Annotated in this window: 17 protein-coding genes and 2 pseudogenes; 9 read left to right on the forward strand and 10 right to left on the reverse strand. The window is 73.7% G+C overall.

Annotation, left to right across the window (positions count from 1 at the left end):
• The 3 genes and pseudogenes from OO54_RS47900 to OO54_RS36865 form a co-directional block, all read right to left on the reverse strand.
• Positions 1-148: pseudogene (locus OO54_RS47900) on the reverse strand (ABC transporter); the annotation flags it as partial.
• A 70-nt stretch (positions 149-218) separates the two neighbouring features.
• The gene (locus tag OO54_RS36860) at positions 219-1,064 is read right to left on the reverse strand and encodes a DUF4097 family beta strand repeat-containing protein (protein WP_033211345.1); all 846 of its coding nucleotides are present in this window, start codon (positions 1,062-1,064) and stop codon (positions 219-221) included.
• A 159-nt stretch (positions 1,065-1,223) separates the two neighbouring features.
• Positions 1,224-1,742: a histidine kinase gene (locus OO54_RS36865; RefSeq protein ID WP_033211346.1), complete on the reverse strand. Its 519-nt coding sequence runs from the start codon at positions 1,740-1,742 to the stop codon at positions 1,224-1,226.
• Positions 1,743-2,063: 321 nt separating this feature from the next.
• On the opposite strand from OO54_RS36865, the gene OO54_RS36870 reads away from it, so the two are divergent.
• Entirely contained in the window at positions 2,064-2,684 is a 621-nt protein-coding gene (locus OO54_RS36870) for a PadR family transcriptional regulator (protein WP_078905548.1), read from the forward strand.
• A gap of 105 nt (positions 2,685-2,789) precedes the next feature.
• Here the strand turns inward: OO54_RS36870 and OO54_RS36875 are convergent, their stop codons facing one another.
• Complete coding sequence (locus tag OO54_RS36875; protein WP_033211348.1) at positions 2,790-3,218, reverse strand: type II toxin-antitoxin system Rv0910 family toxin; 429 nt, start codon at positions 3,216-3,218, stop codon at positions 2,790-2,792.
• Between the two features lie 69 nt (positions 3,219-3,287).
• On the reverse strand, positions 3,288-3,512 hold the full coding sequence (locus tag OO54_RS36880; protein ID WP_017241517.1) for a hypothetical protein: 225 nt from the start codon (positions 3,510-3,512) through the stop codon (positions 3,288-3,290).
• Between the two features lie 196 nt (positions 3,513-3,708).
• Here OO54_RS36880 and OO54_RS36885 point away from each other — a divergent pair.
• The 3 genes and pseudogenes from OO54_RS36885 to OO54_RS36895 all read left to right on the forward strand — a co-directional run.
• Positions 3,709-4,254: pseudogene (locus OO54_RS36885) on the forward strand (Clp protease N-terminal domain-containing protein); the annotation flags it as partial.
• 308 nt (positions 4,255-4,562) lie between these two features.
• A complete protein-coding gene (locus OO54_RS36890) occupies positions 4,563-5,621 on the forward strand; it encodes an EamA family transporter (protein ID WP_033211349.1) in 1,059 nt (352 codons plus the stop codon).
• A 173-nt stretch (positions 5,622-5,794) separates the two neighbouring features.
• Positions 5,795-6,763, forward strand: coding sequence for a DMT family transporter (locus OO54_RS36895; protein WP_033211350.1), 969 nt, complete (start codon positions 5,795-5,797; stop codon positions 6,761-6,763).
• Positions 6,764-6,938: 175 nt separating this feature from the next.
• Here the strand turns inward: OO54_RS36895 and OO54_RS36900 are convergent, their stop codons facing one another.
• Together OO54_RS36900 and OO54_RS36905 are read right to left on the reverse strand one after the other, a co-directional pair.
• Complete coding sequence (locus OO54_RS36900) at positions 6,939-7,583, reverse strand: FMN-binding negative transcriptional regulator (RefSeq protein ID WP_033211351.1); 645 nt, start codon at positions 7,581-7,583, stop codon at positions 6,939-6,941.
• Positions 7,584-7,596: 13 nt separating this feature from the next.
• Positions 7,597-8,280, reverse strand: a complete 684-nt coding sequence (locus OO54_RS36905) for a pyridoxamine 5'-phosphate oxidase family protein (protein WP_234439270.1) — start codon at positions 8,278-8,280, stop codon at positions 7,597-7,599.
• A gap of 23 nt (positions 8,281-8,303) precedes the next feature.
• On the opposite strand from OO54_RS36905, the gene OO54_RS36910 reads away from it, so the two are divergent.
• Positions 8,304-9,638: an aminotransferase class I/II-fold pyridoxal phosphate-dependent enzyme gene (locus OO54_RS36910; RefSeq protein ID WP_078905549.1), complete on the forward strand. Its 1,335-nt coding sequence runs from the start codon at positions 8,304-8,306 to the stop codon at positions 9,636-9,638.
• 114 nt (positions 9,639-9,752) lie between these two features.
• Here OO54_RS36910 and OO54_RS36915 read toward each other — a convergent pair whose 3' ends face one another.
• Positions 9,753-10,757, reverse strand: a complete 1,005-nt coding sequence (locus OO54_RS36915) for a DMT family transporter (RefSeq protein WP_033211354.1) — start codon at positions 10,755-10,757, stop codon at positions 9,753-9,755.
• A gap of 73 nt (positions 10,758-10,830) precedes the next feature.
• Here OO54_RS36915 and OO54_RS36920 point away from each other — a divergent pair, with 73 nt between their 5' ends.
• Positions 10,831-11,733, forward strand: a complete 903-nt coding sequence (locus OO54_RS36920; protein WP_017241510.1) for a LysR family transcriptional regulator — start codon at positions 10,831-10,833, stop codon at positions 11,731-11,733.
• 177 nt (positions 11,734-11,910) lie between these two features.
• On the opposite strand, the gene OO54_RS36925 is transcribed toward OO54_RS36920, so the two are convergent.
• On the reverse strand, positions 11,911-12,378 hold the full coding sequence (locus OO54_RS36925; RefSeq protein WP_033211355.1) for a pyridoxamine 5'-phosphate oxidase family protein: 468 nt from the start codon (positions 12,376-12,378) through the stop codon (positions 11,911-11,913).
• Between the two features lie 76 nt (positions 12,379-12,454).
• On the opposite strand from OO54_RS36925, the gene OO54_RS36930 reads away from it, so the two are divergent.
• The gene (locus tag OO54_RS36930; RefSeq protein WP_033211356.1) at positions 12,455-13,135 is read left to right on the forward strand and encodes a cysteine hydrolase family protein; all 681 of its coding nucleotides are present in this window, start codon (positions 12,455-12,457) and stop codon (positions 13,133-13,135) included.
• 45 nt (positions 13,136-13,180) lie between these two features.
• Here the strand turns inward: OO54_RS36930 and OO54_RS36935 are convergent, their stop codons facing one another.
• Positions 13,181-13,582: a Rieske (2Fe-2S) protein gene (locus tag OO54_RS36935; RefSeq protein WP_033211357.1), complete on the reverse strand. Its 402-nt coding sequence runs from the start codon at positions 13,580-13,582 to the stop codon at positions 13,181-13,183.
• Positions 13,583-13,775: 193 nt separating this feature from the next.
• On the opposite strand from OO54_RS36935, the gene OO54_RS36940 reads away from it, so the two are divergent.
• Both OO54_RS36940 and lepB read left to right on the forward strand, forming a co-directional pair.
• Positions 13,776-14,849, forward strand: a complete 1,074-nt coding sequence (locus OO54_RS36940) for an AraC family transcriptional regulator (RefSeq protein WP_033211371.1) — start codon at positions 13,776-13,778, stop codon at positions 14,847-14,849.
• 198 nt (positions 14,850-15,047) lie between these two features.
• The gene (gene lepB / locus OO54_RS36945) at positions 15,048-15,641 is read left to right on the forward strand and encodes a signal peptidase I (protein WP_033211358.1); all 594 of its coding nucleotides are present in this window, start codon (positions 15,048-15,050) and stop codon (positions 15,639-15,641) included.
• Positions 15,642-15,657 lie beyond the last annotated feature (16 nt).

Genomic DNA, 15,657 nt, shown 5'->3' on the forward strand with positions numbered 1-15,657 from the left:
CGAACACGGTGCCCTCCGGGACGGTCAGGTCGATCCCGTCGAGGACGGTCTTCTCGCCGTAGGACTTGCGCAGTCCGTTCGCCGCGATGGCGGGGTGCGACTGGGGACTGTCGGCGCTTTTGGGTGTGGACATGACAGACGAAGGCATGGAGCCCTCCTGTTTCGAAGGGGTGAAGGGGGCGAAGGAGCGAGGGGGTGAAGGGCCGGTGCGGCCGGGGTCAGCCGCGGGCGCGGCGGATGTCGATGTTGCCGTGGCGGGTGCGGGCCCGGACCTCGACGGTGTCCTCGGTCTCCGCCGGGCTCCCGGACGCGGTGAGGGAGTTGCGTACCTGGCCGGAGCCGGAGTTGACGTCGAGCCAGGCGGCGGTGCCCTCGCGGATGCCGACCTCGATGGCGCCGTAGGCGGTCTCCAACTGCACCTTGCCGCGGGTGACTTCGCCCAAGCGCAGGGTGCCGTGCGCGGTGGTGGCGACGACCGAGCCGCCGGCGCGTGTGATGTCGATGTCGCCGTTGGCGCCGCTCACCCGCAGGTCGCCGGTCGCGGTGCCGACGGTCGTGGTGCCGTGCGAGTTCTTCAGGACGGCGGGGCCGTCGACGAGGCCGACGCGCAGGCTGCCCGAGCTGGTCGTGATCTCGGCCTTGCCCTCGACCCGGTCCACGGTGATCGAACCGTGCGCCGCGGTCAGGTGCAGCGGGCCGGTGGTGTCGAGGCGGACGTCACCGGCGGAGGTCTTCACCCGTACCTCGCCGAGCCGCCCCTCGCCGATCACCTGGGCCCAGGCGCCGGTCAGGTCGACGTTCGAGCCGGTGGGGAGTTCGACCGTCACGTCGACCGTGCCGGTGCGTCCCACGAGGTAGCGCTGCTTGGGCGTCTTGATGGTCAGGGTGCCGCTCGCGTACGAGACCTCGGTCTGGTCCGCCGCGCGGACGTCCTGGTCCTTCTTCGGGTCGCGGGGCCGCACCTCGACGACGGTGTCGGGGCGGTCGCCCGCGGTGAACTGGATGGAGCCGGCGTCCACGCGCGCCGTGGCCGAGATCGGTTCGGGAGTGTCGAAAGAAGGCATGGCTGTCCCGTCCTCTTGGGTCTTCGGATCGTCCCCGCTGGTGGGACGCGGTGTGGGTGAAGTGGTGCGGGCCGGTGGAGTCAGGGGCCTGCGCCCCTGGGCGGTGTCGTGTCGATCAGGCGCCTGGGGCCTGCCCGGCGGATCAGGGCCGGACAGGCCCTAGCGCACCCATCCGGTGAAGGTCTGTCCGACGGTCCGGGCCTTCTCCGGCGTACGCGGCCGGGCGCCGCCGTCGACCGCCGCCGACACGGCGCGCACCAGCCATGCGTTGACCGACAGGCCTTCGCGGGCCGCGGCCTCCTCGGCGCGGACCTTGAGGTGGGCCGGTAGGCGCAGGTTCACGCGGGCCGTGCCGCCCTCGTCGCCTTCGGCGGGAGCCGGGGCGGGGAGCGGTTCGGCGGATGCGGCGGGTTCGGTGGAGGCGGCGGCGCCGTTGGGCGGCAGTGTCACGACGAAGTCGGGGTCGAGACCCCGCAGTCGTACGTCGACGGATCCGGGGGCGAGCTCGCGAGTGATCTCGTCCGTCGCCGCGGACAGCACGTTGAGCATGGTCAGTCGGGCCGCCGACTCCAGGGGAGCGGTCAGCCTGTCGGCCAGCTCGCGGGCCTCCTCGCCGCCGGCTTCGGCGGCCACCGCGAGTTCGCGGCGGAGGGTGTCGACATACGGGGTGAGGTCCATGACGCCATCATGGCACCACCGTGGCGCCACGCGCAAGCCTTGATGGCGTCCTCGGTGGCGCCGACCTTGTCATTCGCCCCTGACCTGCAGAAATGGTCTGGAAGTGACGAGCGTGTCGGTGGTGTCGCAGGGGGCTTGGTGGCACCGTATGGCGCTGGATGGCGCCATGTAGCGCCATCCAGTGCCATGCGGTGCCATCCCGTGCCGCATCGAGGACTCGGTCGAATCCGATCGCACGGTTATTGCTCGACGAACAGTTCCGATATATCGTCGAGGCATCGCGACAGTTCGACGATGAATCCCGATGGAAGGAGCGTTGCGATGCGTTCACATGGACACGAGCACGGAAACGGACACGGGGCCGGGCGTGGGGGCTGCGGACCCGCGTTCCGGGGGGACTTCGAAGGGCGGCGGGCGGCGTTCGGCCCCTTCGGTCCCGGCTACGGGGGCGGTCCCTTCGGGGGCGGCTTCGGCGGGCGGGGGCGCGGTGGAGGCCGGGGGAGGGCGCGGCGCGGTGACGTGCGGGCCTCGATCCTGGCTCTGCTGAAGGACCGGTCGATGCACGGGTACGAGATGATCCGCGAGATCGGCGAGCGCAGTGACGGGGCGTGGAGGCCCAGTCCGGGTTCCGTCTACCCGACCCTCCAGATGCTGGAGGACGAGGGGCTGATCAGCAGTGCGAGCGAGGGCGGCAAGAAGCTGTTCACGCTGACCGACGCGGGGCGCGCCGAGGCCGAGGAAGGCCCGGAGGCTCCGTGGGAGGAGGCGGGGCGCGGTGTCGACTGGGAGGCCGTGAACGAGATCCGGCAGGCCGGCTTCGGTCTGATGGAGGCGTTCGGGCAGGTCTGGAAGACCGGCACTCCCGAGCAGCGCCAGAAGGCGGTCGGCGTGATCAACGAGGCCCGCAAGAAGCTGTACCTGATCCTGGCCGACGAGCACTGACCGGTGCGCTGACGTTCGTACGGGTGCGGAAGGGCGTCCGACGGATGGGCGTGACGGTGAAGGGCCCCGCAGCGGTGTGCTGCGGGGCCCTTCCGGTCGTACGGGTCAGACGACGAGGCCCGACAGCTTGCGCAGGGACTCGGTCAGTGCCGCCGTCGCCGAGTCCTTCAGCTTGCCCGCCATCAGGGAGACCGCCGCACCGGTGAACTCGCCGTCGATCCGCACGGTCGTCGCGTCGCCGTCGGCCGCCAGTGAGTAGCGGGTGGCGACGATGACGCCCATCGGGCCCTTGCCCTTGATGGCGAAGGCCCGCTCGGACTCCAGCTCCTCGACCGTCCAGAGGACCTCGGCCGGGAAGCCCATGAGCTTCATGTTCTCCGTGAAGGTGGCGCCCGCTTCCAGGGAGGCGGGGCCGCCGTTCGGGAAGTTGGTGTGGGTGGCGTTCCACTCGCCGTACGAGGCGAAGTCGGTGAGCTGCGCCCAGACCTTCCCCGCCGGCGCCTCGATCCGTGCCTCCGCGCTGACTTCGGCCATGAGACCACCCCTTCACGCGTGCCAACTGGGTTCCGGTGTCGCGGAACGTAGCGGGGTGGCCGTGAACATTCAATACTGATGAACCGTCAGTTCTGCGGCGGCCGGACCCGCCCCGTCGCCGATCCACCAGATCTCCGAGGCGTCGAAGCTGTCGGACGCGCGGGGCGCCCCGTCCTCCTCGTGGCAGTGGAACGCGGCCCAGAACAGATCGGCCGGCAGCGCTTCCCGGGGTGCGTACACCCGGTACACGTACTGCCGCCCGTCCAGCGCGAGCAGGGCCACCATCCAGAACACGACCGGAAGACGTGCGGGGCGGGGCCCGTGGTTGCAACAGGGGCGCGAAGCAAGGCGGCGCGCGCCCTTCGGGGGCGGTGGGCGCGATCTCATCCGTAAGGAGGAGGAACCGCGCACCCGTGCCCAACTCCGGTGGGATGCGGACATGCTTCTCCCCGGTGATGCTCCGGCCCCCTCCGCCTGATGAGGTGGGAGGGTGCACCTTCCCGTCCCGTTCCCTCAGCCCCTCCGGCAGTCCGTCGCGCTGCGCGCGGAGCTCGCGTCCTTCCTGACGCCGTCGCTCGAGGCGGTCGTGACGGGCGCCCGCCGCAGAGCGCTCCGGGACGGGGACCGCCAGATCGACACCGCGCACCTCCTCCACGCGCTCGTCGAGTCGGACCCCGAGGCCGGCGCGGCGTTCGAGGACGGCCGCCGGCTCGCCCGGGTCCTCGGCTACCTGGCCCAGCGGTCCATCGGGTACGGCCTGCGCTGGCAGCGCTCGGTCGAGGACTCCGCTTCCGGGCGCCTGCTCCCCGCCGTACGCGGCGCCGAACCGCAGGGCGCCCGGGCCTCCGGCTGGTCGCCCGCGGCCGCCGCCGCCCTGGAAGGTGCCTTCCGTCGGGCCGTCGGGCGCGGCGAGGACCGCGTCCGCGGCCTCGACCTGCTCGCGGTGATGGCCGCCGACCCGGAGAGCCGCGCCGTCGAAGTGCTGCGCCGCGCGGGAGTGGACCCGGTCGCGCTGGCCGCCGGGATCGACGGCCGCGCCGAGCGCGGTGTCGAACCGCGAGTCGAGATCCGCACCGATCCGCGAGCGGAGGACCCCATCGATCCGCGCGCCGAGATCCGTGTCGATGTCAGTGCCGAGATGTGTGTCGATCCGCGCGCCCGGACCCGTGCCGATGTCCGTGCCGGGACCCGGATCGATCCGCGCGCCGAGCCCCCTGTCGGCGTCCGCGTGGGTGCCCCCGCGGACGCCCTCGCGGACGGTCGTGCCGATACGCGCGGCGAGGAGCCGTCTCAACAGGTGTAACGGGGGTTACGCACCTGACGGCGTCCTGTCATCATGGCCGGATGTACGCGTCTCAGGGGAGAAGCGCAGGCCTGGGACTCGCCCTGGCCTCGGCCTTCGCATTCGGTGGTTCAGGAGTGGCTGCGAAGCCGCTCATCGAGGCGGGACTCGACCCGCTCCATGTGGTGTGGCTCCGGGTCACCGGCGCCGCGCTCGTCATGCTGCCCGTGGCGTGGCGCCACCGGGACCTGCTGCGTCGCAAACCCGCCCTGCTCGTGGGCTTCGGCCTGCTCGCCGTCGCCGGTGTCCAGGCCTTCTACTTCGCCTCGATCTCCCGGATTCCGGTCGGGGTCGCCCTGCTCATCGAATACCTCGCGCCCGCCCTCGTCCTGGGCTGGGTCCGGTTCGTCCAGCGCCGCCCGGTCACCCGCGCCGCCGCCGTCGGCGTGATCCTCGCCGCCGGCGGTCTCGCCTGCGTCGTCCAGATCTGGTCCGGGCTGAGCTTCGACCTCCTCGGCCTGCTCCTCGCGCTCGCCGCCGCCTGCTGCCAGGTCGGCTACTTCGTCCTCTCCGACCAGGGCTCCGACGAGGCCGGGCAGGCCGACCCGCTCGGCGTCATCGCGTACGGCCTGCTCATCGGCGCGCTCGTCCTCACCGTCGTGGCCCGCCCGTGGGGCATGGACTGGGCGCTCCTCGGCGGCCGCGCAGACATGAACGGCAGCAGCGTGCCCGCCTGGCTGCTGCTCGGCTGGATCGTGCTGATCGCGACCGTCCTCGCGTACGTCACCGGCGTCATCTCGGTGCGCCGGCTGTCCCCGCAGGTGGCGGGCGTGGTGGCCTGTCTGGAGGCCGTCATCGCGACGGTCCTGGCCTGGGTCCTGCTCGGCGAGCACCTGGAGGCCCCGCAGATCATCGGCGGTGCGGTGGTTCTCGTCGGCGCCTTCATCGCTCAGTCGTCGACGCCGAAGGCGCCTGCGTCCGCGCCCGTGGCGGGCTCCGCCGCGGGGGCGGGAGCCGGGGGCGTTGCCGGGCCCGGCGGGGACGCGGGCGGGACGGGGGCCGTCGCCGAGGCCGGTGACGTGGTCGGACCGGAGTTGTCGGCCGGCCGGACCGCCCCATAGGGTGCCGACCATGCATGCGACCGTGCTTCCGCCTCCCGCCGCCTAGCGCGCGGAGACACTCCTCGACGAAGACCGGGCTCGGCTGGGCGTTCCTCGCCCCCGAGCGGTTCGTCGCTGCCCGCGCGCGGAGCCCAGCGACCACCTTTCCCTCCTGTCTTCCACGGAGAAGTCACGTGTCGAACTCCTCGGAATCCGCCCTGTCCGTCGGGCGGAGCCTCCTCTATCTGATCGTCGCCGGGATCGCCTGGGGCACGGCCGGTGCCGCGGCGTCGCTGATCTTCCGGATCAGCGACATGGGCCCGCTGGCCCTCTCGTTCTGGCGTTGCGTCGGCGGCCTCGTCCTTCTGCTCGGCGCGCTCGCGCTGCGGCCGCGACGGGTCGCGGCCCGCACCGCCGGCGAGTCGCGAGGCCGGCGGACGGCCCGCGTCCTCGGTACGGGCATCGGACTCACCGTCTTCCAGAGCGCGTACTTCGCCGCCGTCCAGGCGACCGGTCTCGCGGTCGGCACGGTCGTCACCCTCGGCGCGGGCCCCGTCCTCATCGCGGTCGGCGCCCGCCTCGCCATGGGAGAACGCCTCGGCCGCGGCGGGATCGCCGCCGTCGCCGGGGCGCTGGCCGGGCTCGCCGTACTCGTCCTCGGCGGTGGCGCGGCGGAAGTCAGGCCGCTGGGCGTCGCCCTCGCGGTCGTCTCGGCGGCCGGATACGCGGCGATCACCCTGCTCACCCGGTGGCTCGGCAGGGACGGCGGCGGTACGGACGCCCTGGCGACCACCACCTGGGCCTTCGCGATCGGGGCCGTCGGGCTGCTGCCCGCGGCGCTCGCCGAGGGGCTCGTACCGCACACGGACGCGCCCGTGAGCGTGGTGCTCCTGCTGGTCTACGTGGCGGCGGTGCCCACGGCGCTCGCGTACGCGCTGTACTTCGCCGGGGCGGCCGTCGTCCGGGCCGCCACCGTCTCCGTGATCATGCTCCTGGAGCCGGTGAGCGCGGCCCTGATCGCCGTCTCCCTGCTCGGCGAGGAGCTCACCGCCGCGATCGTCCTCGGGACGCTGCTGCTCCTCGCCGCCGTCACCGGCCTCGCGTTCGCGGAGGCCCGGACGGCGGTGGCGGAACGCAGGAGGGAGGCCGCCGTCGCGGTCTAGTGCGCGTGCGCGTACGGCGGCGGGGCGCGGGCCTGGTGGCCCGCGCCCCGGTCCGGGTGGATGCGGCGGTGCGGCCGTCCGGCCGGATGTTCCGGTCGGGACCGGTCGTCGTGGTCGGGACCGGTCGTCGCGGTCCGGTCCGGTGTCGCGGTCCGGTCCGGTGGTCCGGGCGGCGTCAGCCGGTGGTGCGGCGGCGGAGCTGGTGGGAGCGGGCGGCGTGGTCGCCCGGGCCGGCGCGCTCGGCGAGACGGTCGGCGACGCGGTCCTGGACGTCCCGAGGCTTGTTGCCGGCGTACTTGAACTTGGCCCGTACCTCGGTGACCTCCAGGTCCAGCACCCGGATCCCCGGGAGCATGCGGCCGAACGGTGCCTCGCCCGGTGCGACGGGCACGGTGCCGCCGTCCGGCTGGAAGTGGGCGACCTGACGGTTGAGGAGCTCGGCCTTCTCCGCCGGGTCGTCGACCACGCGTGCGGTGCAGCGCAGCTGGACGGCCGCGTAGTACGAGGTCGGGGTGCCGTGCTCGCTCGGCGCGCCCTCGGGAGCCGTCCACGGGCCCGGTACGAAGACGTAGTCGTCGACCACGCTCAGGAGCACCGCCGGGTTCGCTTCGAGGGCGCGCCACAGGGGGTTGGGGCGGGCGAGATGGGCCAGCACGCGACCGTGCGGGCCGGGCTCGGAGTCGTACCGGAAGTGCATCGGCTGGACCCACGGCGGGTCGCCGGGCAGGCCGTTCACGGCGAGCTGGCCGAAGTCGTGGCGGGAGAGCCACGCGCGCCACTCGCCCTCGTCGTGGGCGGCGTCCCAGGGATGGATCAGCATCGTCGGTCCGTCCTCAGAGCGCGGCGAGGTAGTCGGGCAGGGCGACGGCCGGGTCGAGGTCGTCGGAGGGGATCGGCGCGCCGTGGCCGGTCTGTACGGGGATCACGCCGGACCAGTACGGAAGGCCGAGGTCCTCCGGGTCGTCGTTGGGGCCGCCGGTGCGGACCTTCGCCGAGACCTCGTCCAGGTCCAGCCGGATCACGGCGGTGGCGGCGAGCTCCTTGGCGTTCCCCGGCCGCGAGTCGGCGGAGCGGCCCGGGACGACGTGGTCGACGAGGGCGTCGAGGGCGGTGCGCAGCTCCTCCGGGTCCGTCACCTGGTGGGCGGTGCCGTGCACGACGACCGAGCGGTAGTTGAGGGAGTGGTGGAACGCGGAGCGGGCGAGGACCAGGCCGTCGACGTGGGTCACGGTGAGGCACACGGGCAGACCGGGAGCCTTCACTCCGTCACCCGCGGTGCGCAGCGGGCGCGAGCCGGTGGAGCCGTGGACGTAGAGCCGGTCGCCGACCCGGCCGTAGAGCGTCGGGAGGACGACCGGCGCGCCGTCGCGGACGAAGCCGAGGTGGCAGACGTACGCCTCGTCGAGTATCGAGTGGACCAGGGCCTTGTCGTACGAGGCCCGCTCCCGGGAGCGGGTGGGCACGGTCCGGTCGGTCGGCGCGTAGGTGTCGGCGGCGGCGGTCATTGCGAACTCCATTGCACTAGTGCATAATCTCGTTTGTGCTAGGAGAGTATCGGATCGAAGGTCGCCGCGCATCGGACATCGCCGCCAGCGTCGAGCGAGGGGTCGGCACGGGTGCCCTGGAACCCGGCCGACTCCTCCCGCCCATGCGGGAGTTGGCGCAGACGCTCGGAGTGAACCCGAACACGGTCGCCGCCGCTTACCGCACCCTGCGCGAGCGCGGTGTCATCGAGACGGACGGTCGTCGCGGCAGCCGGGTGCGGCCACGGCCCGCCACGACCGCGCGCGGCTCGATCCGCGTGGACGCGCCCGCCGGGGGCCGGGACGTGAGCAACGGCAGCCCCGACCCCGCCCTGCTGCCACCGCTCGGCGAGGCGTTCGCCGAGGTCGCGCGGGGATACGCCGAACACCCCGGGCTGTACGGGGAGGCCCCGGTCGACGAGGGGTTCGCGCGGCTCGCCCGCGCGGCCTTCGACGCGGACGGCGTCCCCGACGGCCCCATCGGCGTCGCCTCCGGCTCCCTCGACGCCGTCGAGCGCGTCCTCGCCGCCCGCCTCAGGCCCGGCGACGCCGTCGCCGTCGAGGACCCCGGCTGGGGCAGCCTCCTCGACCTGGTGCCCGCGCTCGGACTGCGCCCGGTGCCGGTCGCCGTCGACGACGAGGGGCCGCTGCCCGACGAGGTCGAACGCGCGATCCGGCAGGACGGGGCCCGCGCGGTGATCGTCACCGACCGGGCGCAGAACCCCACCGGTGCGTGCGTCACGGCGGACCGGGCGCGGGCCCTGCGCCGCGTCCTCGCCGCCCACCCCGACGTCCTGCTCATCGAGGACGACCACGGGCACGGCATCGTCGCCCAGCCCCTGCACCCGCTGGCCGGCGTCACCGACCACTGGGTCCTCGTCCGGTCCGTCGCCAAGGCCTACGGCCCCGACCTCCGCATCGCCGCCTTCACCGGCGACGCCGAGACCGTCGACCGCGTGCTCGGCCGCCAGCAGCTCGGCCCCGGCTGGGTCAGCCGCCTCCTCCAACGCGCCGTCGCCCACCTCTGGGCCGCCTCCGCCGTCGATCCCGCCGTCGTCGCCCGCTCCTACGGCAGCCGCCGCGACGCCCTCGTCCGCGCCCTCGCCCGACGCGGCGTCACCGCACACGGCCGCAGCGGCATGAACGTCTGGATCCCCGTCGCCGACGAGACCGGCGCCGTGGCGCGGCTCCTCTCCGACGGCTGGGCCGTCGCACCCGGCGCGCGGTTCCGGATGAACGCGGGACCGGCGGTGCGGGTGACGGTGTCCGGGCTCGCGGTGTCGGACGTGGAGGGGCTGGCGGACGCGATCGCGAGGGGGGCGAGGGGGGTCCCGGCGCGGAGCTACGGGTGAGGAGGCCGTGCGGCTTCGCCGGTGGTCCTCCTCACCCACAGCCCGGTGCGCACCGGGTGCGGGTTCGGGTGCGGAGGCCTGGGGCCTGTCCGACGGGTCAGGGCCGGACAGGCCCTAGACGCGGGCGCCGTCCGTTGTGCCCACCCGTTCCGCCCCGGCGGAGCGATTGCCCGCGACGGGGTGGGTGAGGGGTGTGGGGGTGGTGCGGGTGCGGGTGGGGCGGGATTGGGTGAGGGCGGCGCCGGCGAGGACGATGACGGCGCCGAGGGGGGTGTTCCAGGTGAGGTGTTCGTCGAGGAGGGCGACGCCGGCGGTGGTGGCGATGACGGGGATGAAGTACGTGACCATCGAGGCGGTCGTGGGGCCGACCTCGGCGACGACGCCGTACTGGAGCAGCATCGCGTAGCCCGTGCCGAGTGCGCCGAGGGCGATCACGGCGAGGAGGGGGAGGGGCTCGACCGATGCCGGGAGGGACGTGAACAGGGGCGTGACGACGGCCAGTTGAAGGGTGGCGAGGCCGACCTGGGAGGTGGCGAGGGAGAGGTGGGAGACACCGGTGTCGGCGAGGGTCCGGCGGACGTAGATCCAGCCGACGGCGTAGCTGAAGGAGGCGAGGAGGGCGAGGGCGGTGCCGGTCACGTCGAGGCCGGAGAAGCCCTGCCAGGCGCCGAGGACCGTGAGCACTCCGATGAAGCCGATGCCCAGGCCGGCCGCGCGGACCCGGGTCGGGCGGTCCTCGGAGAGGGCGACGAGGGACAGCAGCATGCCCCAGAGGGGCGTCGTCGCGTTGCAGATGCCCGCCAGGGTCGAGGGGATCGTCAACTCCGCGTACGCGAAGAGGGAGAACGGCAGGGCGTTGAGGAGGAGGGCCGCGACCGTGAGGTGGCCCCAGACGCGGGCGCCGCGCGGAAGGCGGTCGCGCTTCACGACGAGGGCGACGACGAGGACCGCCGTACCGAACAGGAGCCGCCCGAAGGTGACCTGGAACGGTGCGAAGCCCTCCGTACCGACCTTGATGAAGAGGAAACTGAAGCCCCAGATCAGTGCGAGCGCGCCGAAGCGGACGCGCCAGTCGAGCAGACGTGAGGTGCGGGCGGAGGACGGGGATGCGGGGCTCATGCACTCAGGGTGACGGTCCCGATGTCTTAGGACAAGCGAGATTTCCTCGACCCCTTCCCTTAGTATCGCTTACATGTTGAACCTGGAGCGCCTGCGCACCCTCGACGCCGTCGCCCGGCACGGTTCGGTCAGCGGCGCGGCCGACGGCCTGCACGTCACGACCTCGGCCGTCTCGCAGCAGCTGTCCAAGCTGGAGCGCGAGGTCGGGCAGCAGCTGCTGGCCAAGAACGGCCGGGGCGTGCGGCTCACCGACGCCGGTCTGCTGCTCGCGGAGCACGCCGCCCGCATCCTGTCCCAGGTCCAGATGGCCCAGGCCGACATCGAGGCCCAGCGGGGCCAGGTGGTCGGCGAGGTGAGGGTCGCCGCCTTCCCGACGGCGGCCCGGGGCCTCTTCCCGGCCGCCCTCGCCGCCCTGCGCGAGGGGCACCCCGAGCTGCGGGTCCGCACGACGGAGCTGGAGCCCGAGCAGGGGGTGCGCGCGGTGCTGCGCGGAGACGCCGACCTCGCCCTCGTCCTGGACTGGAGCAACAAGCGGGCCCCCGTGCCCGGCGGTCTGGAGCGAGCCCACCTCCTCGACGACTCCGCCGACGTGGCCCTGCCCGCCGGGCACCCACTGGCCGGCCGTGAGGCGGTGGACCTGGAGGACTTCGCCGACGAGGAGTGGGTGTCCTGGCCGGAGGGCGAGTTCTGCCACGACTGGCTGATGTTCACGCTGCGCTCGCAGGGCATCGAGCCGCGCATCGGGCACCTGGCGGGGGAGCACCACACACAGCTGGCCCTCGTCGCGGCAGGACTCGGCGTGTGCGTCACGCCGCGGCTCGGCCGTCCGGTGCCGGATGGGGTCGTCTTCGTGCCCGTACGGCAGAAGGTGCGGCGGCACATCTACGCCACCTGGCGCGCCGACGCCGGCCGCCGTCCGTCCGTACGGGCGGTCGTCGCGGCGCTGCGTGCCGCGGCCGAACCGCTCGGCAGCTAGGGCCTGTCCGGCCCTGATCCGCCGGACAGGCCCTAGCCGGACGCGGAGCGGCGCCGTCGCGCTCGCCCGTTGTGTCCGTCCGCCGTGCTGGTCCGTCGCGCTCGCCCGTTGTGTCCGTCCGCCGTGTTCGTCCGTCGCGCTCGCCCCTCGTGCTCGTGGCTCGTGGTTCTTCGACGGTCAGAGGTCGGCGAGTTTGCGGAAGTCCCAGGAGGCGATCGCGTCGGGGGTCAGGCGGAGCCAGGCGTGGCGGCCGTCGTGGGGCATGGTGTCCAGGCCGAAGTTCTTGGCGGCGAAGAGCTGCTCGGGGGCGTCGAGTTCAGGGCAGGGCTCGCCGGTGCGCGGGGCCTCGCCGACGAAGACGGCCGTACCCGAGAGCTCCACCCCGCGGAGATCGCCGTACTCCTCGCCGTCGTCGACCACCACGGCGATCCTCGGGTCGGCGCGCAGTTCCGCCCAGCGGCGGCTGTGGGTGATCGAGTAGAGCCACAGTGAGGTCCCGTCCCAGGCGAACCAGAGCGCGCTCACGTGCGGGCGGCCGTCGGCGGAGACGGTGGCGACCCGGCAGGTGCGCTGTTCGGCGAGGAAGGAGTCGAGCTCGGCCGGGGTCATCATGATCCGGCGTCCACGGCGCTGTGTGACGGTCATCGTCCGCACCCTTCTGGATTTCTGATGAGACGTCAGAAAGCATGGAGGGCCATCCGCGCGTGTGCAAGGGGAGACCATGGGTCAGAGTCCGACAGAACGGCTCGGGGAGCGGATCCGTCCGGACGGCGGCGTCGTCCTGCTCACCGTCGAATGCCAGCAGGGAGTCGTGGGTCCGGACGGCGCACTGCCCGAACTGGCCGCCGCCGCCCGTGGATCGGGCGCGCTGGAGAACGTCGCCCGGCTGGTCGCCGCCGCCCACCGGGCGGACGTCCAGGTCATGCACGCCGTCGCCGAGCGCCGCCCCGACGGGCGGGGCGCCAACAGCAACGCCCGGCTGTTCCGGGCCGCCGGCCGGCTGCCCGTCCAGCAGCTCAGCGGCAGTGCGGCGGTACGGATCGCCGAACCGATCGAGGTCGCCGAGGAGGACCTCGTGGTCCGGCGCCTCCACGGGCTCTCACCGCTCGCCGGCACCGACGTGGACGCCCTGCTCCGCAACCTCGGCTGCCGGACGCTGATCGTCACCGGCGTCTCCGCGAACGTGGCCGTGCCCAACGCGGTGTTCGACGCCGTGAACCTCGGCTACACGGTGGTCGTGCCCGCGGACGCCGTCGCGGGGGTGCCGGCCGACTACACCCCCGCGATGATCCGTCACACCCTCGCCCTCGTCGCCACGATCACCACGACGGACGAGGTGCTGGACTGCTGGAAGGCGCGCCGCGGTTCGGGGGGCCCCGGCGGCGGCGCCGCCGGGGACTGATGTCCCGGCAGCGGCGCGACCGGCCGGTGACGCCCGGCGGCGCCGTCAGCCGAAGCTGATCTCCTCGCCGACCACCTGGATCGGGGTCGGCGGGAGGGAGGCGGTCGCCGGGCCGGACTTCACGCTGCCGTCCGAGGCGTCGAACTTGCTCTGGTGGCACGGGCAGACGATGACGCCGTCCTGGACGCTGCCCACGGCGCAGCCCGCGTGCGTGCACTTCGAGGAGAAGGCCTTGAACTCGCCGGCCTTCGGCTGGGTGATCACCACGCCCTTGTCGGCCAGTACCTTCCCGCCGCCCACCGGGATGTCCCCGGTCCGTGCGAGGGCGCCGCCGCCCTCCGGTGCCGTGTTCTTGTCGTCCGCGCCGCCCCCGCAGGCGGCGAGCGCCGCCGCCAGGCCCGCGCTGCCCGCCGCCGCGACGACCGTCCGGCGTGCCACTCCGCTCATGTACTGCCCCACTTCCCTCGGTGCACAGGTGTCGGCCACGACGGTACGGCTGTGAGCTGTGTCCCGTTCACGGGATGGCGTCTTCGGCTGCCTTACAGTTCCCAGTAGAGTGTCGGAACTTGGACATCCTTCGATGAAAGTGTCCAGCTCCGGCGAACCCGGGGCGGGCGCCGCCGGGACGGGGGTCACACGCATGCCGACGCACTCGGTCAGTGCCCACCACGTACGGGCCGTGCTCCTCGGCGCGGAGCGGCGCGGGGTGGCCGTGGCATCGCTTCTCGCCCGCGCCGGACTGCCCTCCACCCTCGCCGACGAGCCACGCGCGCGCGTGCCGGCCGAGGAGTTCGGCCGGCTCGTCAGGATGCTGTGGGCCACGCTCGACGACGAGCTGATCGGCTTCGGCGGAGCGCCCAGCAAGGTCGGCACCTTCGCGATGATGGCGCACGTCGCGGTCCACGGCAGCCGGGACCTGCGCGAGGCGCTCCGGCGCTGCCAGACGTTCTACTCCCTCTTCCCCGCCGGACCGCGCTTCCGGCTGGTGGAGCCCGGACCGGGAGACGGCGGCGAACCCGACGAGGCCCGCCTGGAGTTCGACGTCTCCGCGTACGACGACCCGCTCCACTTCGGCGCGGAGTCCACCGTGCTCGTCGCGCACCGCTTCGCCGGCTGGCTCATCCGGCGCCGGGTCGGGCTGCGGCGGGTCGAGTTCGCCCACCCCGAGCCCCGCCACGCCGGGGAGTACGACCTCCTGTTCGGTGCGCCCCGGGTCTTCGGTGCGGGGCGCACCGCCGCCGTCTTCGACCGGGCCGACCTGGACGAGCCCGTGCTGCGGGACGCGGCGGCGCTCAAGGTGTTCCTCCGCCGGGCCCCGGTCGACGTGCTCGTCTGCGCCGACTACGGCACCACGGCGACCGGCCGCGTGCGGCACCTGATCGGGAGGGCGCTGCCCGCCGGACCGGTGCCGACGCCCGAGGAGCTCGCCGACCGCCTGTCCGTCAGCCCGCAGACACTCCGGCGCCAACTGGCCGCCGAGGGAACGACGTACCAGCGGCTCCGTGACCAGGTGCGGCGGGATCACGCCATCGCCGAACTGGCCGGCGGCAGGGTCTCCATCGAGCGGCTCTCCCGCCGGCTCGGTTTCTCCGAACCCAGCGCCTTCCACCGGGCGTTCCGGCGCTGGACGGGCGAGACGCCCCGGGCGTACCAGGCGCGGCCCCGGGTGCGGGGGGTCGCGGAGGACGTCGGCGGCAGCGTTCGGCGACCCTGAGCGGGTGCGGAGCCGGTGGTCGCGGTTCTCGGTCCCGGTCGGAGTCGCACGGCGTCCGCGGGCGCGGTCAACAACCCTGAGCGGTACGGTCACAGCCGCTGCCCGGGCCGCGTCCTACCGTCCCGCCATGACCGAAATCGACCGGTCCGGCGCCCTGTGGTCGCCGGACCTCCTCCGCCGCCGGTGAAGGCGCGTCGGGTGGCCGGTGCCGTGCTCGGGGCCGGTGTGCTGTCGTGCCTGGTGGCGGGCGTCGCGGTGACAGCGCTCGGGGTCCGGGTCGACGGCTCCAGCATGGCGCCGACGCTGCGTCCCGGCGACCGGATCCTCGTCGCGCCGGGGTCGGCGGGCGAGGTCCGCAGGTTCGACGTGGTGCTGCTGCGGGCCACAGGCCGGGACGCGCTGCTCGTCAAGCGGGTGATCGGACTGCCGGGCGACCGGGTCGCCGTCGTCTCCACGCCGGAGGAGCCGTTCCTGGTCCTCCTCCAGGAGGGCGGCCGGGGCCCCGTGTACCGGGTGGTGGCGCCCCAGTGGACGGCCCAGGCCCGCCGTACGGGCGCCTGCTGCGGGCCGGACGGCACCCGGTCGGCGCGGCCAGGGTTGCGGACCGTTCCCGAGGGTGCGTTCTTCTACCTGGGCGACAACCCCGACCTGTCGGACGACTCGCGGGCGTACGGCTGGGGAGCCGTCGACCGTGTCGAAGGGCGGGTCGGCCTGCGGGCGCTTCCCGTCGCCTCGGGGCGGGACGTCGGCAACCGGCCCGTCCTGGAGGAGTACCGGGGGCCGAGTCCGTAGGCGGGCCCTCGATCGG

It is taken from the genome of Streptomyces wedmorensis (assembly GCF_000716445.1).
Taxonomy (GTDB): domain Bacteria; phylum Actinomycetota; class Actinomycetes; order Streptomycetales; family Streptomycetaceae; genus Streptomyces; species Streptomyces wedmorensis.

Coding starts and splice junctions, on each gene's coding strand:
- OO54_RS36860 (WP_033211345.1), bottom strand. CDS start 1,064: ATGCCTTCTTTCGACACTCCCGAACCGATCTCGGCCACGGCGCGCGTG.
- OO54_RS36865 (WP_033211346.1), bottom strand. CDS start 1,742: ATGGACCTCACCCCGTATGTCGACACCCTCCGCCGCGAACTCGCGGTG.
- OO54_RS36870 (WP_078905548.1), top strand. CDS start 2,064: ATGCGTTCACATGGACACGAGCACGGAAACGGACACGGGGCCGGGCGT.
- OO54_RS36875 (WP_033211348.1), bottom strand. CDS start 3,218: ATGGCCGAAGTCAGCGCGGAGGCACGGATCGAGGCGCCGGCGGGGAAG.
- OO54_RS36890 (WP_033211349.1), top strand. CDS start 4,563: ATGTACGCGTCTCAGGGGAGAAGCGCAGGCCTGGGACTCGCCCTGGCC.
- OO54_RS36900 (WP_033211351.1), bottom strand. CDS start 7,583: ATGCTGATCCATCCCTGGGACGCCGCCCACGACGAGGGCGAGTGGCGC.
- OO54_RS36905 (WP_234439270.1), bottom strand. CDS start 8,280: ATGGAGTTCGCAATGACCGCCGCCGCCGACACCTACGCGCCGACCGAC.
- OO54_RS36915 (WP_033211354.1), bottom strand. CDS start 10,757: ATGAGCCCCGCATCCCCGTCCTCCGCCCGCACCTCACGTCTGCTCGAC.
- OO54_RS36920 (WP_017241510.1), top strand. CDS start 10,831: ATGTTGAACCTGGAGCGCCTGCGCACCCTCGACGCCGTCGCCCGGCAC.
- OO54_RS36925 (WP_033211355.1), bottom strand. CDS start 12,378: ATGACCGTCACACAGCGCCGTGGACGCCGGATCATGATGACCCCGGCC.
- OO54_RS36930 (WP_033211356.1), top strand. CDS start 12,455: ATGGGTCAGAGTCCGACAGAACGGCTCGGGGAGCGGATCCGTCCGGAC.
- OO54_RS36935 (WP_033211357.1), bottom strand. CDS start 13,582: ATGAGCGGAGTGGCACGCCGGACGGTCGTCGCGGCGGCGGGCAGCGCG.
- OO54_RS36940 (WP_033211371.1), top strand. CDS start 13,776: ATGCCGACGCACTCGGTCAGTGCCCACCACGTACGGGCCGTGCTCCTC.